Genomic DNA, 15,379 nt, shown 5'->3' with positions numbered 1-15,379 from the left:
CATTCGCTGCGAGGCCCTGTCCAACCCTCGTCCACGCTTTCAGGAGTCTCCCCATGCTGCGTTACATCTTCCCCGCTCTCGCGCTCAGCCTGATGCTTCCCACTGCCCAGGCAGCCTCGCTGAAGGAGATGGAGCTGACTCGTACCCTGGAGCAGGTTGCCCGGCAAAGCAGTGAAGGCACCCCACGAGCGATCAATGAGGACATTCTTGATCAGGGCTATACGGTGGAAGGGCATACGCTGATCAACCACCTCAGCGTGCGTGAGGCGCATGCTGCACAAATGCGTGGAAACCCCGATACCGTGCGTGCGCAACTCGCGGCAAGCGTCTGCCGCAACCCGGGCTATCGCAGCCTCTTGGCTCAGGGCGCACAACTGCGTTACCAGTTCAGCGAATACCGCAGTAATCGCCCGGTGACCGTCGAAGTTTTCGACAAGGGCGACTGCGGCCTCTGATCAAGAGCTGGCGTCAGCCCCTTTGCGTTCGGCGTTGCGCTTCATCGGCGCGCAATTCGGCGAGCAACGCTTCCATGTAGCGTGAACGCCGTCTTCCACCTTCGAGGCGCCGTCTGCACTCGTCCTCGAGACTCAGTTGGCTGCTTCACGCTGCCTGCTGCAGCTTGCTGTAGAGGTCCGTTTCGATCTCCAGAATCAACTTGGGCATACCTGCCCCTCCCTTCCGGTTGACCAAACAGAAGACTCGGCGCAGCAGGCGAGGTTCCGACTGCTCGTCGGGCCAGCGGCTCGCCGTCCAGAGCCTCGCAAGGCAAACGTCAGCAGCGCTCCATTGCTGACCGGTGCAGCCCCAACAGCTGCATGCCCCGGTTTGGCAGCGAGGCACTGCAGGCGCAGCTCTGCGCAGTTAATCAGACACGAAACCGGTGCTCGCTCGCCCAGACCAACGGCGGGAGGGAACGCCGGCTATGCTTGGAAACCATGAGAAGCGCCGGCTGATCTGCATCAAGGCCCGCACCGGGTTGAGCCGGCACACTCGCCTCATCATCACGATAAGGACAGGCTCATGGCCCTGCTCACTTTCATCGGCGCGATCCAGCAAGTCACGGGCTCATGCTATCTGGTGCAAAGCCGTGACGGCGCCAAGGTTCTACTTGAATGCGGCATGCACCAGGGGCGTCGCCAGGAAGAAGATCAGAACCGCAGCGCCTTTCCATTCGACCCGCGCAGCCTGGACGCGGTAGTGATTTCGCACGCCCATCTCGATCACAGTGGGCTGCTGCCAAGACTGGTCGCAGAAGGCTACCGCGGCCCGATCCATGCCACCGAGGCGAGCTGCGAACTGCTCGAGCTGATGCTGCTGGATTCGGCTTTTCTTCAGGAAAAGGACGCCGAGTGGGAAAATCGCTGGCGCGCCCGTCAGGGCAAGGCGCCGATAAAACCGCTGTATACGGTCGCCAATGCCGAGCAGGCGCTCAGCCAGCGCCGTGCTCACGCCTATGGCGTACAAGTCGAGGTGGCCAAGGGCGTGCAGGTGACCTTCCACAATGCCGGCCATATCCTCGGCTCGGCCATCGTCGAGATGCGGGTGGAAGACCATCACCTGCACCGCCACCTGGTGTTCTCGGGCGACCTGGGCAACACCTGCTCGCCACTGATGCAGGCCCCGGCGCAGTTGAACCAGGCCGATGTGCTGCTGATGGAGTCCACCTATGGCGACCGCGACCACCGAGACAGCGAAGCCACCCTGGAGGAGCTGGCCGACATCCTGCAGCAGGCCCATCGTGATGGCGGCAATGTGCTGATTCCCTCCTTCGCCGTCGGTCGCACCCAGGATCTGATCTACTACCTCGGCCGCTTCTATCAGGAGGGCCGTCTGCCCCAGCAGGCGGTGTTCCTCGACAGCCCCATGGCGATCCGCGCCAATGCCATTTACAGCCGCTTTCATGACCAGTTCGCGAGCGAGGACCGCGCAGCGCTGGCGGCCAAAGGCGTGAAACGCATCGAGGACTGGCTGCCGATTCTGCGCTGCACGCCGACAGCAGAAGAGTCGATGGCAATCAACCGGATCAAGAGCGGGGCGATCATCATCGCCGGGGCCGGCATGTGCAACGGCGGGCGTATCGTCCATCACTTCAAGCACAATCTATGGCGCGAAAACTGCCATCTGGTGTTCCCCGGTTTCCAGGCCAAGGGCACGCTGGGCCGCCTGATCGTCGACGGTGCCGCAACGGTCAAGGTGCTGCACCAGCGCATCGCGGTGAAAGCCAGGGTGCACACCCTGGGCGGTTTCTCCGCACATGCCGGTCAGTCGCAGCTGATCGACTGGGCCAGTCGGTTCGAACATCACCCGGAGCTGCATCTGGTCCATGGCGAGCTGGAAAAGATGCAGGCGCTGCAGCAGGCCCTGCGCGAGCGGTTGAACTGGACCGCCAACATTCCAGAACCCGGCGAGCAGATCGCCCTGTAATCGGCGCTTACGAAAAGGTGGCAACGAAACGGCAGCCTCCCTGTGGCAAGCTGCTTAACCCTCCATAATCAGGGAACCGGCCAAGGTGGGAGGCTGCGCGCCTGCCACTGGCCAAGAAGAGGAGAGTTTCCATGCCCTTTGAATCGGACGACTATCTGTCGCGCCACGTGCAAACCAGCGAGGTCGACCTGAGCAGCAAGGTGGAGGAACTGGTGGCACTGGCAGCCCCGAGCAACAGTCCCAACCTGGCGCTGTACCGCGAGATGCTCACTACGGTGATCCATATGGCCCAGGCTGATCGCAACCGCTGGGACGCCAAGATCATGATGCAGACCCTGCGCGAGATGGAGCATGCCTTCGGTGTGCTGGAGCAGCTCAAGCGGCGGCGCAAGGTCACAGTATTCGGTTCGGCACGCACGCCGGTGGATCATCCGCTATACCGACAGGCTCGCGAACTTGGCGCACTGCTGGCACACCGCGATCTGATGGTGGTTACGGGAGCCGGTGGCGGCATCATGGCGGCGGCTCATGAAGGCGCCGGCACGGAAAACAGCCTGGGGTTCAATATCACCCTGCCCTTCGAGCAGGCCGCCAACGCCACGATGCGCGGCAGCCACCACTTGCTGTCCTTTCACTTCTTCTTCCTGCGCAAGCTGTTCTTCGTCAAGGAAGCCGATGGCCTGGTGCTCTGCCCCGGCGGCTTCGGCACCCTCGATGAAGCCCTGGAGGTGCTGACCCTGATCCAGACCGGCAAGAGCCCGTTGGTGCCGGTGGTGCTGCTCGATCAGCCGGGTGGCAGCTACTGGGAAGACGCTCTGGGCTTCATCCGCCGGCAGCTCGGCGACAACGGCTATATCCTGCAGACCGACCTCAACCTGATGCACCTGGTCTACAGCGCCGAAGAAGCAGTGGATGAAATCGCCCGGTTCTATCGCAACTTCCACTCCAGCCGCTGGCTCAAGGATCGCTTCGTGATTCGCCTCAATCATCCGCTCAACGAGGCAGCGATGGACAAACTGCATGTCGACTTCGCCGGCTTGTGCAAGGAAGGCGGTTTTACCCAACAGCCCTATTGCGAACAGGAACGCGACGAACCGGAACTGTGCGACCTCACCCGCCTGGCCTTTGCCTTCAACGGGCGCGACTATGGCCGTCTGCGCGCTCTGCTCAATGTGGTCAATGAACCGGATAACTGGGCAACCTGAGCTGACGAGTTGCCGTAGCCCGGATGCAATCCGGGGTATTGGCCTCTCGCCATTCCCGGATTGCATCCGGGCTACGCAAAGCAAGAAGCCCAGCATTGGCTGGGCTTCTTTTTACTGCATGCCTATCAGGCGTTGCCGGCGACCTTCATCCGCGCCGCCTGGGTGAAATCGAGCATGCGCTTGAGCGGCTTGATCGCCTTGGGAATCAGCGCCGGGTCGACATGAATCTCACCGGAGCCCTGACGCAGGCCGGTCAGCACACGTTCCAGGGTATTCATCGCCATCCACGGGCAGTGCGCGCAGCTGCGGCATGCCGCGCCGTTGCCGGCGGTCGGCGCCTCGATGAAGGTCTTGTCCGGGCACAGCTGCTGCATCTTGTAGAAGATGCCGCGGTCGGTGGCGACGATGAAGGTGGAATTCGGCAGGGTCTGCGCGGCCTTGATCAGTTGGCTGGTGGAGCCCACGGCATCGGCCAGCTCCACCACGTTCTGCGGCGATTCCGGGTGCACCAGAATGGCGGCGTCTGGGTACAGCGCCTTCATGTCCAGCAGCTGCTTGGACTTGAACTCCTCGTGCACGATGCAGGCGCCGTCCCACAGCAGCATGTCGGCGCCAGTCTCGCGCTGGATGTAGTTGCCCAGATGCTTGTCCGGCGCCCAGATGATGGTCTCGCCGTTATCCATCAGGCTCTCGACGATCTCCAGCGCGCAGCTGGAGGTCACCACCCAGTCGGCACGCGCCTTGACCGCCGCCGAGGTATTGGCATACACCACCACGGTGCGCTCGGGATGCTGATCGCAGAAGGCCGAGAACTCGTCTACCGGGCAGCCCAGATCCAGCGAGCAGGTCGCCTCCAGCGTCGGCATCAGCACGCGCTTTTCCGGATTGAGAATCTTCGCCGTCTCGCCCATGAACTTGACCCCAGCCACCACCACGGTCTGCGCCGGGTGCTGGTTGCCGAAGCGGGCCATTTCCAGAGAGTCGGAAACGCAGCCGCCGGTTTCCTCGGCCAGCGCCTGGATGACCGGATCGCAGTAATAGTGCGCCACCAGCACCGCGTTCTGCTTCTTCAGCTCGGCGGCGATTTCACGGCGATAGAAAGCCTCTTCCTCGGCGGTCAGCGGCTTGGGCTGCTTGGCATCGAGGTGGGCTTGGACCAGAAGGCGTTCGGAAATCTGCGTCATATCATCGAACCTGCGGCGCTCTTGAGCGAGCTGCGAGTATACCCCCTGGCTGCCCATCGCCACAGGCGGGCCAGCCAGGGGCTTTTCCGAGAGCAAAAAAAAGCCAGTCTCACGACTGGCTTTTGCGATCTGGTGGGTCGTGTAGGATTCGAACCTACGACCAATTGGTTAAAAGCCAACTGCTCTACCAACTGAGCTAACGACCCAACGCGAGGCGCATGATACTGATTTAATTCAGGAAATCAACACTTCGCGAAAACTTTTTCAGAAGTAACGCGTGGCATCGGGCACGCCAGCGGCGACGAAACCCGCCGCGCGCAGGCGGCAGCTGTCGCACTTGCCACAGGCGCGGCCGTCGTCGTCGGCCTGATAGCAGGAGACGGTCAGCGCATAGTCCACGCCCAGGCGCATACCGGCCTGGATGATTTCGCCCTTGCTCATCTGCTGCAGCGGCGCACGGATGGCAAAACCCTCACCCTCCACACCGGCTTTGGTCGCCAGGTTGGCCATGCGCTCGAAAGCCTCGACGAATTCCGGGCGGCAATCGGGATAGCCTGAGTAGTCCACCGCATTGACGCCGATGAAGATGTCGCGCGCCCCCAGCACCTCGGCCCAGCCCAGCGCCAGGGACAGGAACACCGTGTTGCGCGCCGGCACATAGGTCACCGGAATACCTTCGCCCGGTGTTTCCGGAACCGCGATGCTGCTGTCGGTCAGTGCCGAGCCGCCAATGCCGTTGAGATTCAGGCCGATCACCTTGTGCTCGACCACACCCAGTTGCCGGGCAACGCGCTCGGCCGCCTGCAGTTCGGCGCGATGACGCTGCCCGTAATCGAAGCTCATGCTGTAGCAGGCGTAGCCCTCGGCTCTGGCCATGGCCACCACGGTGGCCGAATCCAGGCCGCCGGAAAGGAGAATGACCGCTTTCTTGTCGTTCATGATCAATGTCCCGGCTCGTCGTTCCAGAGAATCTTGTGCAGTTGCAGTTGCAGGCGCACCGGCAGGTTGTCCGCCACGATCCAGTCGGCCAACGCCCGCGCATCCACCTGTTTATGGCTGGGCGAGAACAGCACCTCGCCGGCCCGGGCCGCCAGGTCGTACTGGATCAGCCTGGATACGGCCCAGTCATAATCCTCGCGCGAGCAGATGACGAACTTGACCTGATCATTGGTGGTGAGCCACTCGATGTTCTCGTAACGGTTGCGCTGCACCTCGGCCGAACCGGGCGTCTTCAGGTCGAGCACCTTGCTCACCCGTGAATCCACGGCCGAGACGTCGAGCGCGCCACTGGTTTCCAGCGACACCTCGTAACCGGCGTCGCACAAACGCGAGAGCAAGGGGATGCAATTGGGCTGGGCCAGCGGCTCGCCGCCGGTGACGCAGACGTAACGCGGCCGATAGGCGGCCACCTGGTCGAGGATACTGTCCAGCGCAATGATCTCGCCGCCGCTGAAGGCGTAGGCGGTGTCACAGTACTGACAGCGCAGGGGGCAGCCGGTCAGGCGCACGAACACCGTCGGCAGGCCGGCGGTACGCGTCTCCCCCTGCAACGAGTAGAAAATCTCGGTAATGCGCAGGGTTTCTTGCATGGTAGCCACGGGCGTGATGACGAAACAGGTCATCCGCCTCCGTTGCGTGAAAAGACAGGAACGTCGGCAGCAGCAGACATTCGACGATGCATGGCGACAGGGACATCAGCCGAGCTGAAACCCCGCGAGCCAAGCGAGCGCGCATTCTAATGGAAGTGGCCGAATGGCAGATAGAAAATCATCGGAACTGATTCTCACGGCGCTCCGCCACGGCCCGTAAGGTGGCCGCCCGGGATGGCATGCCACAAGAAAAACCCGCGTCAAGCGCGGGTTCGTTCTCGATTCTTGACTTACAGCCGCTGCAGGTCGCGCTGGGCCAGTTGGGCGGCCGAGCTGCCCGGATACTGAGCGATCACCTGCTGCAGGATACCGCGTGCCTTGTCGTTGTGCCCCAAACGACGCTCGACGTCGGCAAGCTTGAACAGCGAATCCGGCACCTTGGCATGGCTTGGATAGGCCTGACTGACCTTGGCAAAGGCCTGACCGGCTGCCTGCAGATCACCCTTGGCCAGATTCACTTCGCCCAGCCAGTACTGAGCGTTACCGGCGTACTGACTGTTGGGATAACGATTGAGAAAGGCAGCGAATGCCTGCGACGCCTTGTCGAAGTCCTTGGCCTTGATCAGGTCGAAGGCGGCATCGTAATAGAGCTTTTCCTTGGCCGGATCACCCGGCTCGGCGCTGGCCTGCTGCTGTGCGGCAGGTGGCGTTGGCGTGCCGTTGGCGTTTACCGCGCCATCAGCTGAATTCTGTGCGGGAGCTCCACCGGCAGCGGCACCGGAGGAAATACGTTGATCCAGATCCTGGTAACGCTCCAGGCCTTCCTGCTTGAGGCGCTGAATTTCGTTCTGCTGCTCTTCGACCATACCACGCAGTTGCGCAATTTCCTGCTGCATCTGCTCGAGCTGGTTGAACAGCATACCCTGCGCAGAAGCGGGCGCTTGCGCACCCGCTCCGGCGGAGGCGCCGGCCGTACCATAACCCGCCGGTGGATAGCTGCTGCCCTGTTGCATGGAGCTGCTTTCCAGTACGGGAACCTCCGCCATCGCCGCGAGCGGCAAGGCGAGTGTCAGAAGGGTCAGGATACGGCGGCAATCTCGCATGGCAGCTTACTTACGCAGCTCTACGCGACGGTTCTGGGCCCAGGACTGCTCGTCGTTGCCAGTGGCAACCGGACGCTCTTCGCCGTAGGAAACCAGTTCCAGCTGAGCCGGGGAAACGCCCTGCAGAACCAGGTAGCGCTGAACGGCCTTGGCACGACGCTCGCCCAGAGCCATGTTGTACTCACGGGTACCGCGCTCGTCAGCGTGGCCTTCCAGAACGACGCGAGCGCCGTTGCCTTTCAGGTCCTTGGCGTGTACGTCCAGAGCGCGCATGGCTTCGGCTTTCAGGTCGGAGCTGTCGTACTCGAAGTAGAAGGTGGTGATAGCGCGCAGAGCCGCTTCTTCGCTCAGGCTGCCATCAACAGCGCCAGTGTTGGCACCGTAGCCAGCGTTCGGGTCGACAGCGCCTTCGCCAGCAGCGTCGCCGCCTTTGGAGGAGCAACCTACGGCAACGGCGAGAGCCAGGGACAGTGCAGCGAACTTACCGAATTTCAGCATTTCCATCATGTAACTCCTAATGAACCCCAGTTGTGTTAAGCAATATAGGTGTAACGCCGCATCAGTTCAGGTAAGGGGACCAAGAAGGCTCTCGAACTTCGCCTTGAGCGGTAGGAAGAGGGAGCCTCACACGTCCGTTGGTGGACGCTAACATCAAGACTCCCCGGCCCTGCTGGCGGGTGGCGTAGATTAGCATGGTGCCATTGGGCGCAACAGTGGGCGACTCATCCAAACTTGTGTCTGAAAGTATGCGCAAACGGTTGGTTTCCAGGTCCTGTGCGGCCACCTTGAACACGGTAAAACCATCCTGACGATGAATCATCACCAGGGTCTTTTCATCTGCCGACAATTTCGGGTTGGCGTTGTAGTTACCGACGAAGGTCACACGCTCCACTGCCCCGCTATTGATGTTGGTCTTGTAGATCTGCGGACGGCCCGCACGATCCGACGTGAAGTAAAGGGTCTGACCATCCTTGCCCCAGAAGGGTTCGGTATCGATGGCGTAGTGGTTGGTGATGCGGCGCATCTGCCGACTGCCCATGTCCATCACGTAGATTTCCGGATTGCCATCCTTGGACAATACGAAAGCCAGGCGCGAGCCGTCCGGCGACCAGGCAGGCGCGCCGTTGAGGCCTTCGAAATTGGTGATCTGCTCGCGACGGCCGGTGTCGATGTGCTGCACGAAGATGCGCGGGCGACGCTGCTCGAACGACACGTAAGCGATGCGGCGGCCATCGGGTGCGAAGGACGGCGACAGGATTGGCTCGCGCGACTGCAGCAGCGTCACGGCACGAGCGCCGTCATAGTCGGAACGCTGCAGGGTGTAACGGGTGTTGTTGGCGCCCATGCGCTCGGCGGTGACATATAGCAGGCGAGTGGAGAACGCGCCCTTGACGCCGGTGAGCTTCTCGAACGACTGGTCGGCGATATGGTGGGCCATGTCGCGCAGTTGGTCGGTGCCGCCACCTACATTGCCGGTCATTACCTGCTGCTCGGTGTTGACGTTGAACAATGCGTACTGGATCTGCAACCGGCCACCATTGGGCACGATATTGCCGACCAGCACATACTGCGCGCCGAGGGCTTTCCAGTCACGGTAGATGACTTCGCTGGCCTGGGTCGGCAGGCTGATCATGTTCTGCCGCGGGATGGGTTCGAAATAGCCGGAATTGCGCAGGTCATTGCCAATGATTTGCGACATGTCTTCGGGCAGTACCGAGCCGCCCTGCCAGCCGAAGGGCACCACGGCGATAGGGGTGGCGCGGTCGGCGCCTTGGGAAATCACCAGCGGATCGGCCGCCTGGACGCTGCCGACCAGCATGACCAGCCCCAGCAGGGCGATACGAATCAGGTTGTTCACAGAGCTCAATCCTCCGGTTTGAAAATCACGCGGCGCTGCCTGTACATACGGTCGAAGGTAGCGCGATCCAATTGTTGCATCTCGGGAATACGCCCGACGTTACGTACAGCGGCAACGGCCGAGTTGTCGAACGGCGCATCGCCACTGGAGCGCGATACGCTGGCATTGGTCACGGTGCCGTCGGGCAGCATCTGAATCAGCAGCTCGACGCTCATGCCACGGCGCGCCGACATCGGTCGCTGCCAGTTCTCGGTGATCAGCTTGATGATCAGATCGTCGAGGTTACCCGCGACCTGGTCACCATGGGTTTCCGCCAGCGCCTGCTGGTTCTGCACGTTGTCCGAAAGCAGCTCGGCCAGCGCTGCTGCCTTCTGATCCTCGGCCGCCTTGCGTCGAGCCTCTTCGGCCTTGCGCTTGGCATCCTCGGCAGCCTTTTTCTTCGCGGCCTCGGCGGCTGCCGCCTTCTTTTTCGCCTCTTCTGCAGCGGCCTTTTTCTTGGCCTCTTCAGCGGCTTTCTTCTTCGCCTCTTCCTCGGCGCGCTTCTTGGCGATGTCCGCCTGGCGCTTCTGCTCGGCAGCCTTTTCGGCTTCGGCCTTCTTCGCAGCTTCGGCTTTGGCCTGTTCGGCCTTTCGAGCCTCTTCCGCCTTCTTTTGTTCCTCGGCTTTCTTCGCTGCGGCTACCTTCTGCGCCTCGGCCTGGGCCTGCTTCTGCTCTTCGGCTTTCTTCTGTTCCAGTCGTTCGGTCTCGAACTGCGGCGCCGAGGTCTTCTGCGCCTCGCCTGCCACCTTCTGCGTGGTCTGGGTGGTGGCCTGGCTCTGCGACTGCAACTGGTACAGCGTAGCCTGAACCACCGGACGCGCCGGTGGCAGCTCCGGCGTGAAGGCGAAGCTGACGAACAGCATGGCGAACATCAGGACATGCAGACCCACGGCCCAGACGACGGGCCAGAAGTAGCTTTCCGACTGCGAACGCTCGGTCTGCTGCATCAGGGCGCCTCGGTAATCAATCCGACGTTGCCCACGTCGGCCTGCTGCAGGCCGCCCATGGCCGCCATCACGGTGCCGTAATCGACGGTGCGATCACCGCGCACGAACACCTGCACCTGCTTACCCTGGCGACGGTTCTCGGCAATGATCGCCGAAACGGCCTGAGTCATCTGCTCAAGGGTGGAGGCGCGCTCCTGCTCGGTGTCGATGTCGACCTCGCTGCCCATGTTCCAGTAGTAGGTCTTGTCGGCCTTGATGGAAATGGTCAGCACCTGCGCGTCGTTGTCCTGCGGCAGCGCTTCGCTGCTGACCTTGGGCAGGTCGACCTTGACGCCCTGGTTGAGCATGGGCGCGGTGACCATGAAGATGACCAGCAGCACCAGCATCACGTCGATGTAGGGCACCACGTTCATCTCGGCGACCGGTTTGCGTCTGTTGCGAATTCTCGCCATGGCTAGAACCTATCCTGTGCGCGCGTCTTAGTCTTCCGAGGTATGCACCTTGCGGTGCAGGATGGCCTGGAACTCGTCGGCGAAGGTGTAGTAGCGGCCGATCAGCATTTCGCCGCGGGCGGAGAAGCGGTTGTAGGCGATGACCGCCGGAATCGCGGCGAACAGACCGATGGCGGTGGCGATCAGCGCTTCGGCGATACCCGGAGCGACGGTGGCCAGGGTGGCCTGCTGCACCTGAGCCAGGCCGCGGAAGGAGTTCATGATGCCCCATACGGTACCGAACAGGCCGATGTAGGGGCTGGTGGAACCTACGGTAGCGAGGAACGGCAGCGCGGTTTCCAGCTTCTCTTCTTCGCGGGAGATGGCTACGCGCATGGCGCGCGCAACACCGTCCATCACCGCGTCCGGGTCGACGCCCTGCTGCTGACGCAGGCGGGAGAACTCCTTGAAGCCGGCGCGGAAGATCTGCTCCAGACCGGAATCCGGATCAGGGTTGCTGCCGGCCTGGCGATACAGCTTGGACAGGTCGATACCGGACCAGAAACGATCCTCGAAGTTATCCAGAGCACGCTTGGCGGCGCGGATGGCATTACTACGCTGAAAGATCATCACCCAGGAAATGACCGACGCGGCCACCAGGGTCAGCATCACCAGCTGAACCAACAGACTGGCGTTACTGATCAGACTCCACATCGACATATGGTCAACGGCGTTAGCTTCCACGCTTACTCTCCTGCTGCAATTGGACCCGGCGCCTGCGTCCCGGCGAACGCGTGTCGCAGAGATTCGGGAATAGCCCGGGGTTTCAAGTTGTCGGCGCGCACACAGGCCACCAGAAACTGCCCTTCGCAGAGCAGCACATCATCCGCAGCCCGCCTGACCTGTTGACGAAAGCGCAGGCTGGCACGGTTCAATTCGATTACATCGGCGCTGATCACCAGCTCGTCATCCAGACGTGCCGGCGCGTGATAACGCGCCTCGGCCGAATGCACGACGAACAACAGGCCCTCACCGGCAAGCGTCGACTGGGCATAACCCAGCTCACGCAGGCGCTCGGTGCGAGCCCGCTCCATGAATTTGAGGTAGTTGACGTAGTAGACGATGCCGCCCGCATCGGTATCTTCGTAATAGACCCGGCAATGGTGGCTGAACGGCTGGACTCCGTTTTGCGCGCGCATACTCTAGTCCCCGGCCTGCTGCTTGCCAATCCGGCCTGGTAACAATTTTTTCGTCATTCGTCACCCGTACTGAAAAGATCGCCGCTGGGCGAATCACCCGAGCGCTTGGGGATGTTCAGCCCGAAGTGCAGATAGGCATGCCGGGTGACCACACGCCCACGTGGAGTGCGCATCATGTAGCCCTGCTGAATAAGGTACGGCTCGAGCACGTCCTCGATGGTATGGCGCTCCTCGCCGATGGCCGCAGCCAGGCTATCGAGCCCCACCGGCCCGCCGTCGAACTTCTCGATCATGACCAGCAGCAGACGTCGGTCGGAATGATCGAAGCCTCGCTCGTCGACATCCAGCAGGTTCAGCGCCTGGTCGGCGATGGCCTGGGAGATATGGCCTGTGCCGCGCACCTCGGCGAAATCGCGCACGCGGCGCAGCAGGCGGTTGGCGATACGCGGCGTACCGCGCGCGCGACGCGCGATTTCATAGGCGCCCTTGGCCTCGATCGGCAAACCGAGAATTCCGGCCGAGCGCGAGACGATGGTGGCGAGATCCTCGATACCGTAGAACTCGAGGCGCTGAACGATACCGAAACGGTCGCGCAGCGGATTGGTCAGCATGCCGGCACGGGTAGTGGCGCCGACCAGAGTGAAGGGCGGCAGATCCAGCTTGATCGAGCGCGCCGCTGGCCCCTCGCCGATCATGATGTCGAGCTGAAAATCCTCCATGGCCGGGTACAGCACTTCCTCGACCACCGGAGAAAGACGATGAATTTCGTCGATGAACAGCACATCGCCACTTTCCAGGTTGGTCAGCAGCGCAGCCAGATCTCCCGGACGCTCGAGCACCGGACCGGACGTGCTCTTGATCGAGCTGCCCATTTCCTCGGCGATGATATTGGCCAGGGTGGTCTTGCCCAGGCCCGGTGGCCCGAAGATCAGCGTATGGTCGAGCGCTTCGGCCCTGCCCCGCGCAGCCTGGATGAACAGCGCCATCTGCTCACGCACCACGGGCTGACCGATATAGTCGGCCAGACGTAACGGGCGAATGGCACGATCCTGCTGCTCTTCGCGCTCACGTGGACTGGCGGTAATCAGGCGATCGGCTTCGATCATCGCAATACTTCCATCGACAAGGTGTTGAAAAACGTCAGCGAGGCAGCCGAGGCTAGGCAAAAACAGGCGAGAAAGCGGAGTTTACGAGTGTAAATGAGCATTTTGAGCCTGTTTTTAACAACTCATCGGCAACGCAGGTAGTTATTCAACACCCTGTCACGCCATGCCGCGCAACGCGCGACGAATTAAATCTTCACTGCTCATACCATCCTCCTTGACGGCGGCAACGGCTCGGCTGGCCTCCTGCGGCTTGTACCCGAGGGAGATCAATGCACTGACGGCGTCGTTCTCCGCGCTTGAGACTGCCTGCGCCAGTTGAGGTTCAACCACCAACGGCGCAATGGACGGTATCGATTCCCAGGCCTTGAAGCGGTCCTTGAGCTCGACCAGCAGGCGCTCGGCGGTTTTCTTGCCCACACCCGGCACCTTGACCAGCGCACCCGCGTCCTGTGCCTGCACGCAACGCACCAGCTCATCGACTTCGAGCCCGGACATCAGGGCCAGCGCCAGCTTGGGGCCGACCCCATTGAGGCGGATCAGCTCGCGGAACAGCTCGCGCTCGCGCTTCTCGAAAAAACCGTAGAGCAGATGCGCATCCTCACGCACCACCAGGTGAGTGTGCAGGGTTACCGGCTCACCCACGGCAGGCAGACGATATAGGGTCGTCATCGGCACTTCCAGCTCATAACCGACGCCATTCACATCCAGAAGCAAATGCGGCGGCTGCTTTTCCGCCAGAGTGCCGCGCAAACGTCCGATCACCGCTGTTTTCCTTTGATCCGATTACAAACGAAGACGGCCGCCACGCCGCTTGGCGCCGGCCAGTCCATGAGGAATAAGACTCTGCCGATGGTGGGCGTGGCACAGGGCGATACCCAGCGCATCGGAGGCGTCGATCTGTGGTTTCTGCACCAGCCCCAGCAGATGCATGACCATCATCTGCACCTGCTGCTTGTCCGCCGCCCCGCTGCCGACCACGGCTTGCTTGACCTGGGTGGCGGTGTACTCGCTCACCTCGAGCCCTGCCTCCACCGCAGCGACTATAGCGGCGCCACGGGCCTGCCCGAGCTTGAGCGCCGAATCGGCATTGCGCGCCATGAACACCTGCTCGATGCCCATGGTCACCGGGCCATGAGTACGAATCACCTCGCTGACGCCGCGAAAGACGATCTGCAGACGCTCAGCCAAAGAACCGTTGCCGGTACGAATGCAGCCAGAGGCCACGTATTCGCAGCCACGCCCGGTATCGCGCACCACGCCATAACCGGTGATGCGTGAACCGGGGTCGATGCCTAGGATCAGGGTCATATCAGCAACTGTCTATTTATCCAGTTAGCGAGTATACGGGGCGCCCTCGACGACGTCATCCGCCACCGCTCGGCCAGACGAAAAAAGCCGGAAGCACCATACAGCGCTTCCGGCCTCCTCGCTCGCAGCCCGGATGCAATCCGGGGAACAGCCTCAGCCGAGCTGTTCCATGATCTCGTCGGCGACTTCGGCGTTGTGATAGACGTTCTGCACGTCGTCCAGGTCCTCAAGCATATCGATCAGCTTGAACACCTTTTGCGCGGTCTCCAGATCGGTAATCGGCGCGTTGATCGAGGGGATCATGGCGATTTCCGCTTCCTCGCCCTTGAAGCCGGCCGCACTCAGGGCTTCGTTGACGGCATGGAACTCGGTGAAGCTGGTCGAGACCAGGGCCGAGCCATCCTCGCCCATTTCCACATCATCGGCACCAGCCTCCAGCGCTGCCTCCATCAGGGCATCCTCATCGACGCCCGGAGCGAAGCTGATCTGACCCTTGCGGTCGAACATGTAGGCGACCGAACCATCGGTACCGAGGTTACCGCCGCACTTGGTAAAGGCATGACGCACTTCGGCTGCGGTGCGGTTGCGGTTATCGGTCATCACCTCGACGATGATGGCCACCCCGCTTGGCGCGTAGCCCTCGTAGCTGAACTCGATGACGTTGTCGGCTTCGTTGTTGCCGGCACCGCGGGCGATGGCGCGATCGATCACCTCGCGCGACATGTTGTTGGTCAGCGCCTTGTCCACGGCCAGGCGCAAACGCGGGTTGTCCGCCGGGATCGGGCCGCCGTGCTTGGCAGCCACCGTCAGCTCACGAATCAGCTTGGTGAAAATCTTGCCCCGCTTGGCGTCCTGACGCCCCTTGCGGTGCTTGATATTGGCCCATTTGGAATGACCAGCCATAACTCACTCCATCTTTTCCACTTGAGAATTGCAGGGGCGCACGGACAAGCGCCCCATAACGAAGAAGCCTGGAAAACCAGGCT

At 61.8% G+C, this 15,379-nt stretch carries 17 protein-coding genes, 1 tRNA gene and 1 pseudogene; 3 read left to right on the top strand and 16 right to left on the bottom strand.

Going from position 1 to position 15,379, the window contains the following annotated elements; all coding sequences use genetic code 11:
- The first annotated feature begins 53 nt into the window (after positions 1–53).
- The gene (locus tag GYB81_RS02395; protein WP_161864526.1) at positions 54–455 is read left to right on the top strand and encodes a quorum-sensing-regulated virulence factor family protein; all 402 of its coding nucleotides are present in this window, start codon (positions 54–56) and stop codon (positions 453–455) included.
- 13 nt (positions 456–468) lie between these two features.
- On the opposite strand, the pseudogene GYB81_RS24670 reads toward GYB81_RS02395, so the two are convergent.
- Positions 469–663: pseudogene (locus GYB81_RS24670) on the bottom strand (hypothetical protein).
- Between the two features lie 357 nt (positions 664–1,020).
- Between GYB81_RS24670 and GYB81_RS02385 the strand changes: the two are divergent.
- Entirely contained in the window at positions 1,021–2,424 is a 1,404-nt protein-coding gene (locus GYB81_RS02385; RefSeq protein ID WP_161897722.1) for an MBL fold metallo-hydrolase RNA specificity domain-containing protein, read from the top strand.
- A 131-nt stretch (positions 2,425–2,555) separates the two neighbouring features.
- Positions 2,556–3,629, top strand: coding sequence for an LOG family protein (locus GYB81_RS02380; RefSeq protein ID WP_161897721.1), 1,074 nt, complete (start codon positions 2,556–2,558; stop codon positions 3,627–3,629).
- Positions 3,630–3,754: 125 nt separating this feature from the next.
- On the opposite strand, the gene nadA is transcribed toward GYB81_RS02380, so the two are convergent.
- From nadA to GYB81_RS02305, 15 genes are all read right to left on the bottom strand, one after another.
- On the bottom strand, positions 3,755–4,813 hold the full coding sequence (gene nadA / locus GYB81_RS02375) for a quinolinate synthase NadA (protein WP_003241694.1): 1,059 nt from the start codon (positions 4,811–4,813) through the stop codon (positions 3,755–3,757).
- A 130-nt stretch (positions 4,814–4,943) separates the two neighbouring features.
- Positions 4,944–5,019, bottom strand: a tRNA-Lys gene (locus GYB81_RS02370).
- A gap of 58 nt (positions 5,020–5,077) precedes the next feature.
- Positions 5,078–5,752 carry a 7-cyano-7-deazaguanine synthase QueC gene (gene queC, locus GYB81_RS02365; protein ID WP_161897720.1) on the bottom strand — a complete coding sequence of 225 codons (675 nt, stop codon included), beginning with the start codon at positions 5,750–5,752 and terminating at the stop codon, positions 5,078–5,080.
- Positions 5,753–5,754: 2 nt separating this feature from the next.
- Positions 5,755–6,402 (bottom strand): 7-carboxy-7-deazaguanine synthase QueE, encoded by a 648-nt coding sequence (gene queE / locus GYB81_RS02360; protein ID WP_161897751.1) that lies wholly within the window; start codon positions 6,400–6,402, stop codon positions 5,755–5,757.
- 290 nt (positions 6,403–6,692) lie between these two features.
- The gene (gene ybgF, locus GYB81_RS02355) at positions 6,693–7,505 is read right to left on the bottom strand and encodes a tol-pal system protein YbgF (protein ID WP_161897719.1); all 813 of its coding nucleotides are present in this window, start codon (positions 7,503–7,505) and stop codon (positions 6,693–6,695) included.
- A 6-nt stretch (positions 7,506–7,511) separates the two neighbouring features.
- Positions 7,512–8,009, bottom strand: coding sequence for a peptidoglycan-associated lipoprotein Pal (gene pal / locus GYB81_RS02350; RefSeq protein WP_003241687.1), 498 nt, complete (start codon positions 8,007–8,009; stop codon positions 7,512–7,514).
- A gap of 55 nt (positions 8,010–8,064) precedes the next feature.
- Complete coding sequence (gene tolB, locus GYB81_RS02345; protein WP_161864533.1) at positions 8,065–9,363, bottom strand: Tol-Pal system beta propeller repeat protein TolB; 1,299 nt, start codon at positions 9,361–9,363, stop codon at positions 8,065–8,067.
- A gap of 5 nt (positions 9,364–9,368) precedes the next feature.
- A complete protein-coding gene (gene tolA / locus GYB81_RS02340) occupies positions 9,369–10,352 on the bottom strand; it encodes a cell envelope integrity protein TolA (RefSeq protein ID WP_161864621.1) in 984 nt (327 codons plus the stop codon).
- Complete coding sequence (tolR, locus tag GYB81_RS02335) at positions 10,349–10,801, bottom strand: protein TolR (protein WP_161897718.1); 453 nt, start codon at positions 10,799–10,801, stop codon at positions 10,349–10,351. The genes tolA and tolR overlap by 4 nt, the downstream gene beginning before the upstream one ends.
- 27 nt (positions 10,802–10,828) lie before the next feature.
- On the bottom strand, positions 10,829–11,524 hold the full coding sequence (gene tolQ / locus GYB81_RS02330) for a protein TolQ (protein WP_012017899.1): 696 nt from the start codon (positions 11,522–11,524) through the stop codon (positions 10,829–10,831).
- A gap of 2 nt (positions 11,525–11,526) precedes the next feature.
- Positions 11,527–11,979, bottom strand: a complete 453-nt coding sequence (ybgC, locus tag GYB81_RS02325; RefSeq protein WP_161864534.1) for a tol-pal system-associated acyl-CoA thioesterase — start codon at positions 11,977–11,979, stop codon at positions 11,527–11,529.
- A 53-nt stretch (positions 11,980–12,032) separates the two neighbouring features.
- The gene (ruvB, locus tag GYB81_RS02320) at positions 12,033–13,085 is read right to left on the bottom strand and encodes a Holliday junction branch migration DNA helicase RuvB (RefSeq protein ID WP_161897717.1); all 1,053 of its coding nucleotides are present in this window, start codon (positions 13,083–13,085) and stop codon (positions 12,033–12,035) included.
- Between the two features lie 156 nt (positions 13,086–13,241).
- Positions 13,242–13,847, bottom strand: a complete 606-nt coding sequence (ruvA, locus tag GYB81_RS02315) for a Holliday junction branch migration protein RuvA (RefSeq protein WP_161897716.1) — start codon at positions 13,845–13,847, stop codon at positions 13,242–13,244.
- Positions 13,848–13,868: 21 nt separating this feature from the next.
- Complete coding sequence (ruvC, locus tag GYB81_RS02310; protein WP_161897715.1) at positions 13,869–14,393, bottom strand: crossover junction endodeoxyribonuclease RuvC; 525 nt, start codon at positions 14,391–14,393, stop codon at positions 13,869–13,871.
- Positions 14,394–14,546: 153 nt separating this feature from the next.
- Positions 14,547–15,296 (bottom strand): YebC/PmpR family DNA-binding transcriptional regulator, encoded by a 750-nt coding sequence (locus GYB81_RS02305; protein ID WP_161864538.1) that lies wholly within the window; start codon positions 15,294–15,296, stop codon positions 14,547–14,549.
- Positions 15,297–15,379: the final 83 nt, after the last annotated feature.

Source organism: Pseudomonas yangonensis (genome assembly GCF_009932725.1).
Taxonomy (GTDB): domain Bacteria; phylum Pseudomonadota; class Gammaproteobacteria; order Pseudomonadales; family Pseudomonadaceae; genus Aquipseudomonas; species Aquipseudomonas yangonensis.
This window is presented reverse-complemented; position numbering and strand designations above follow the sequence as displayed.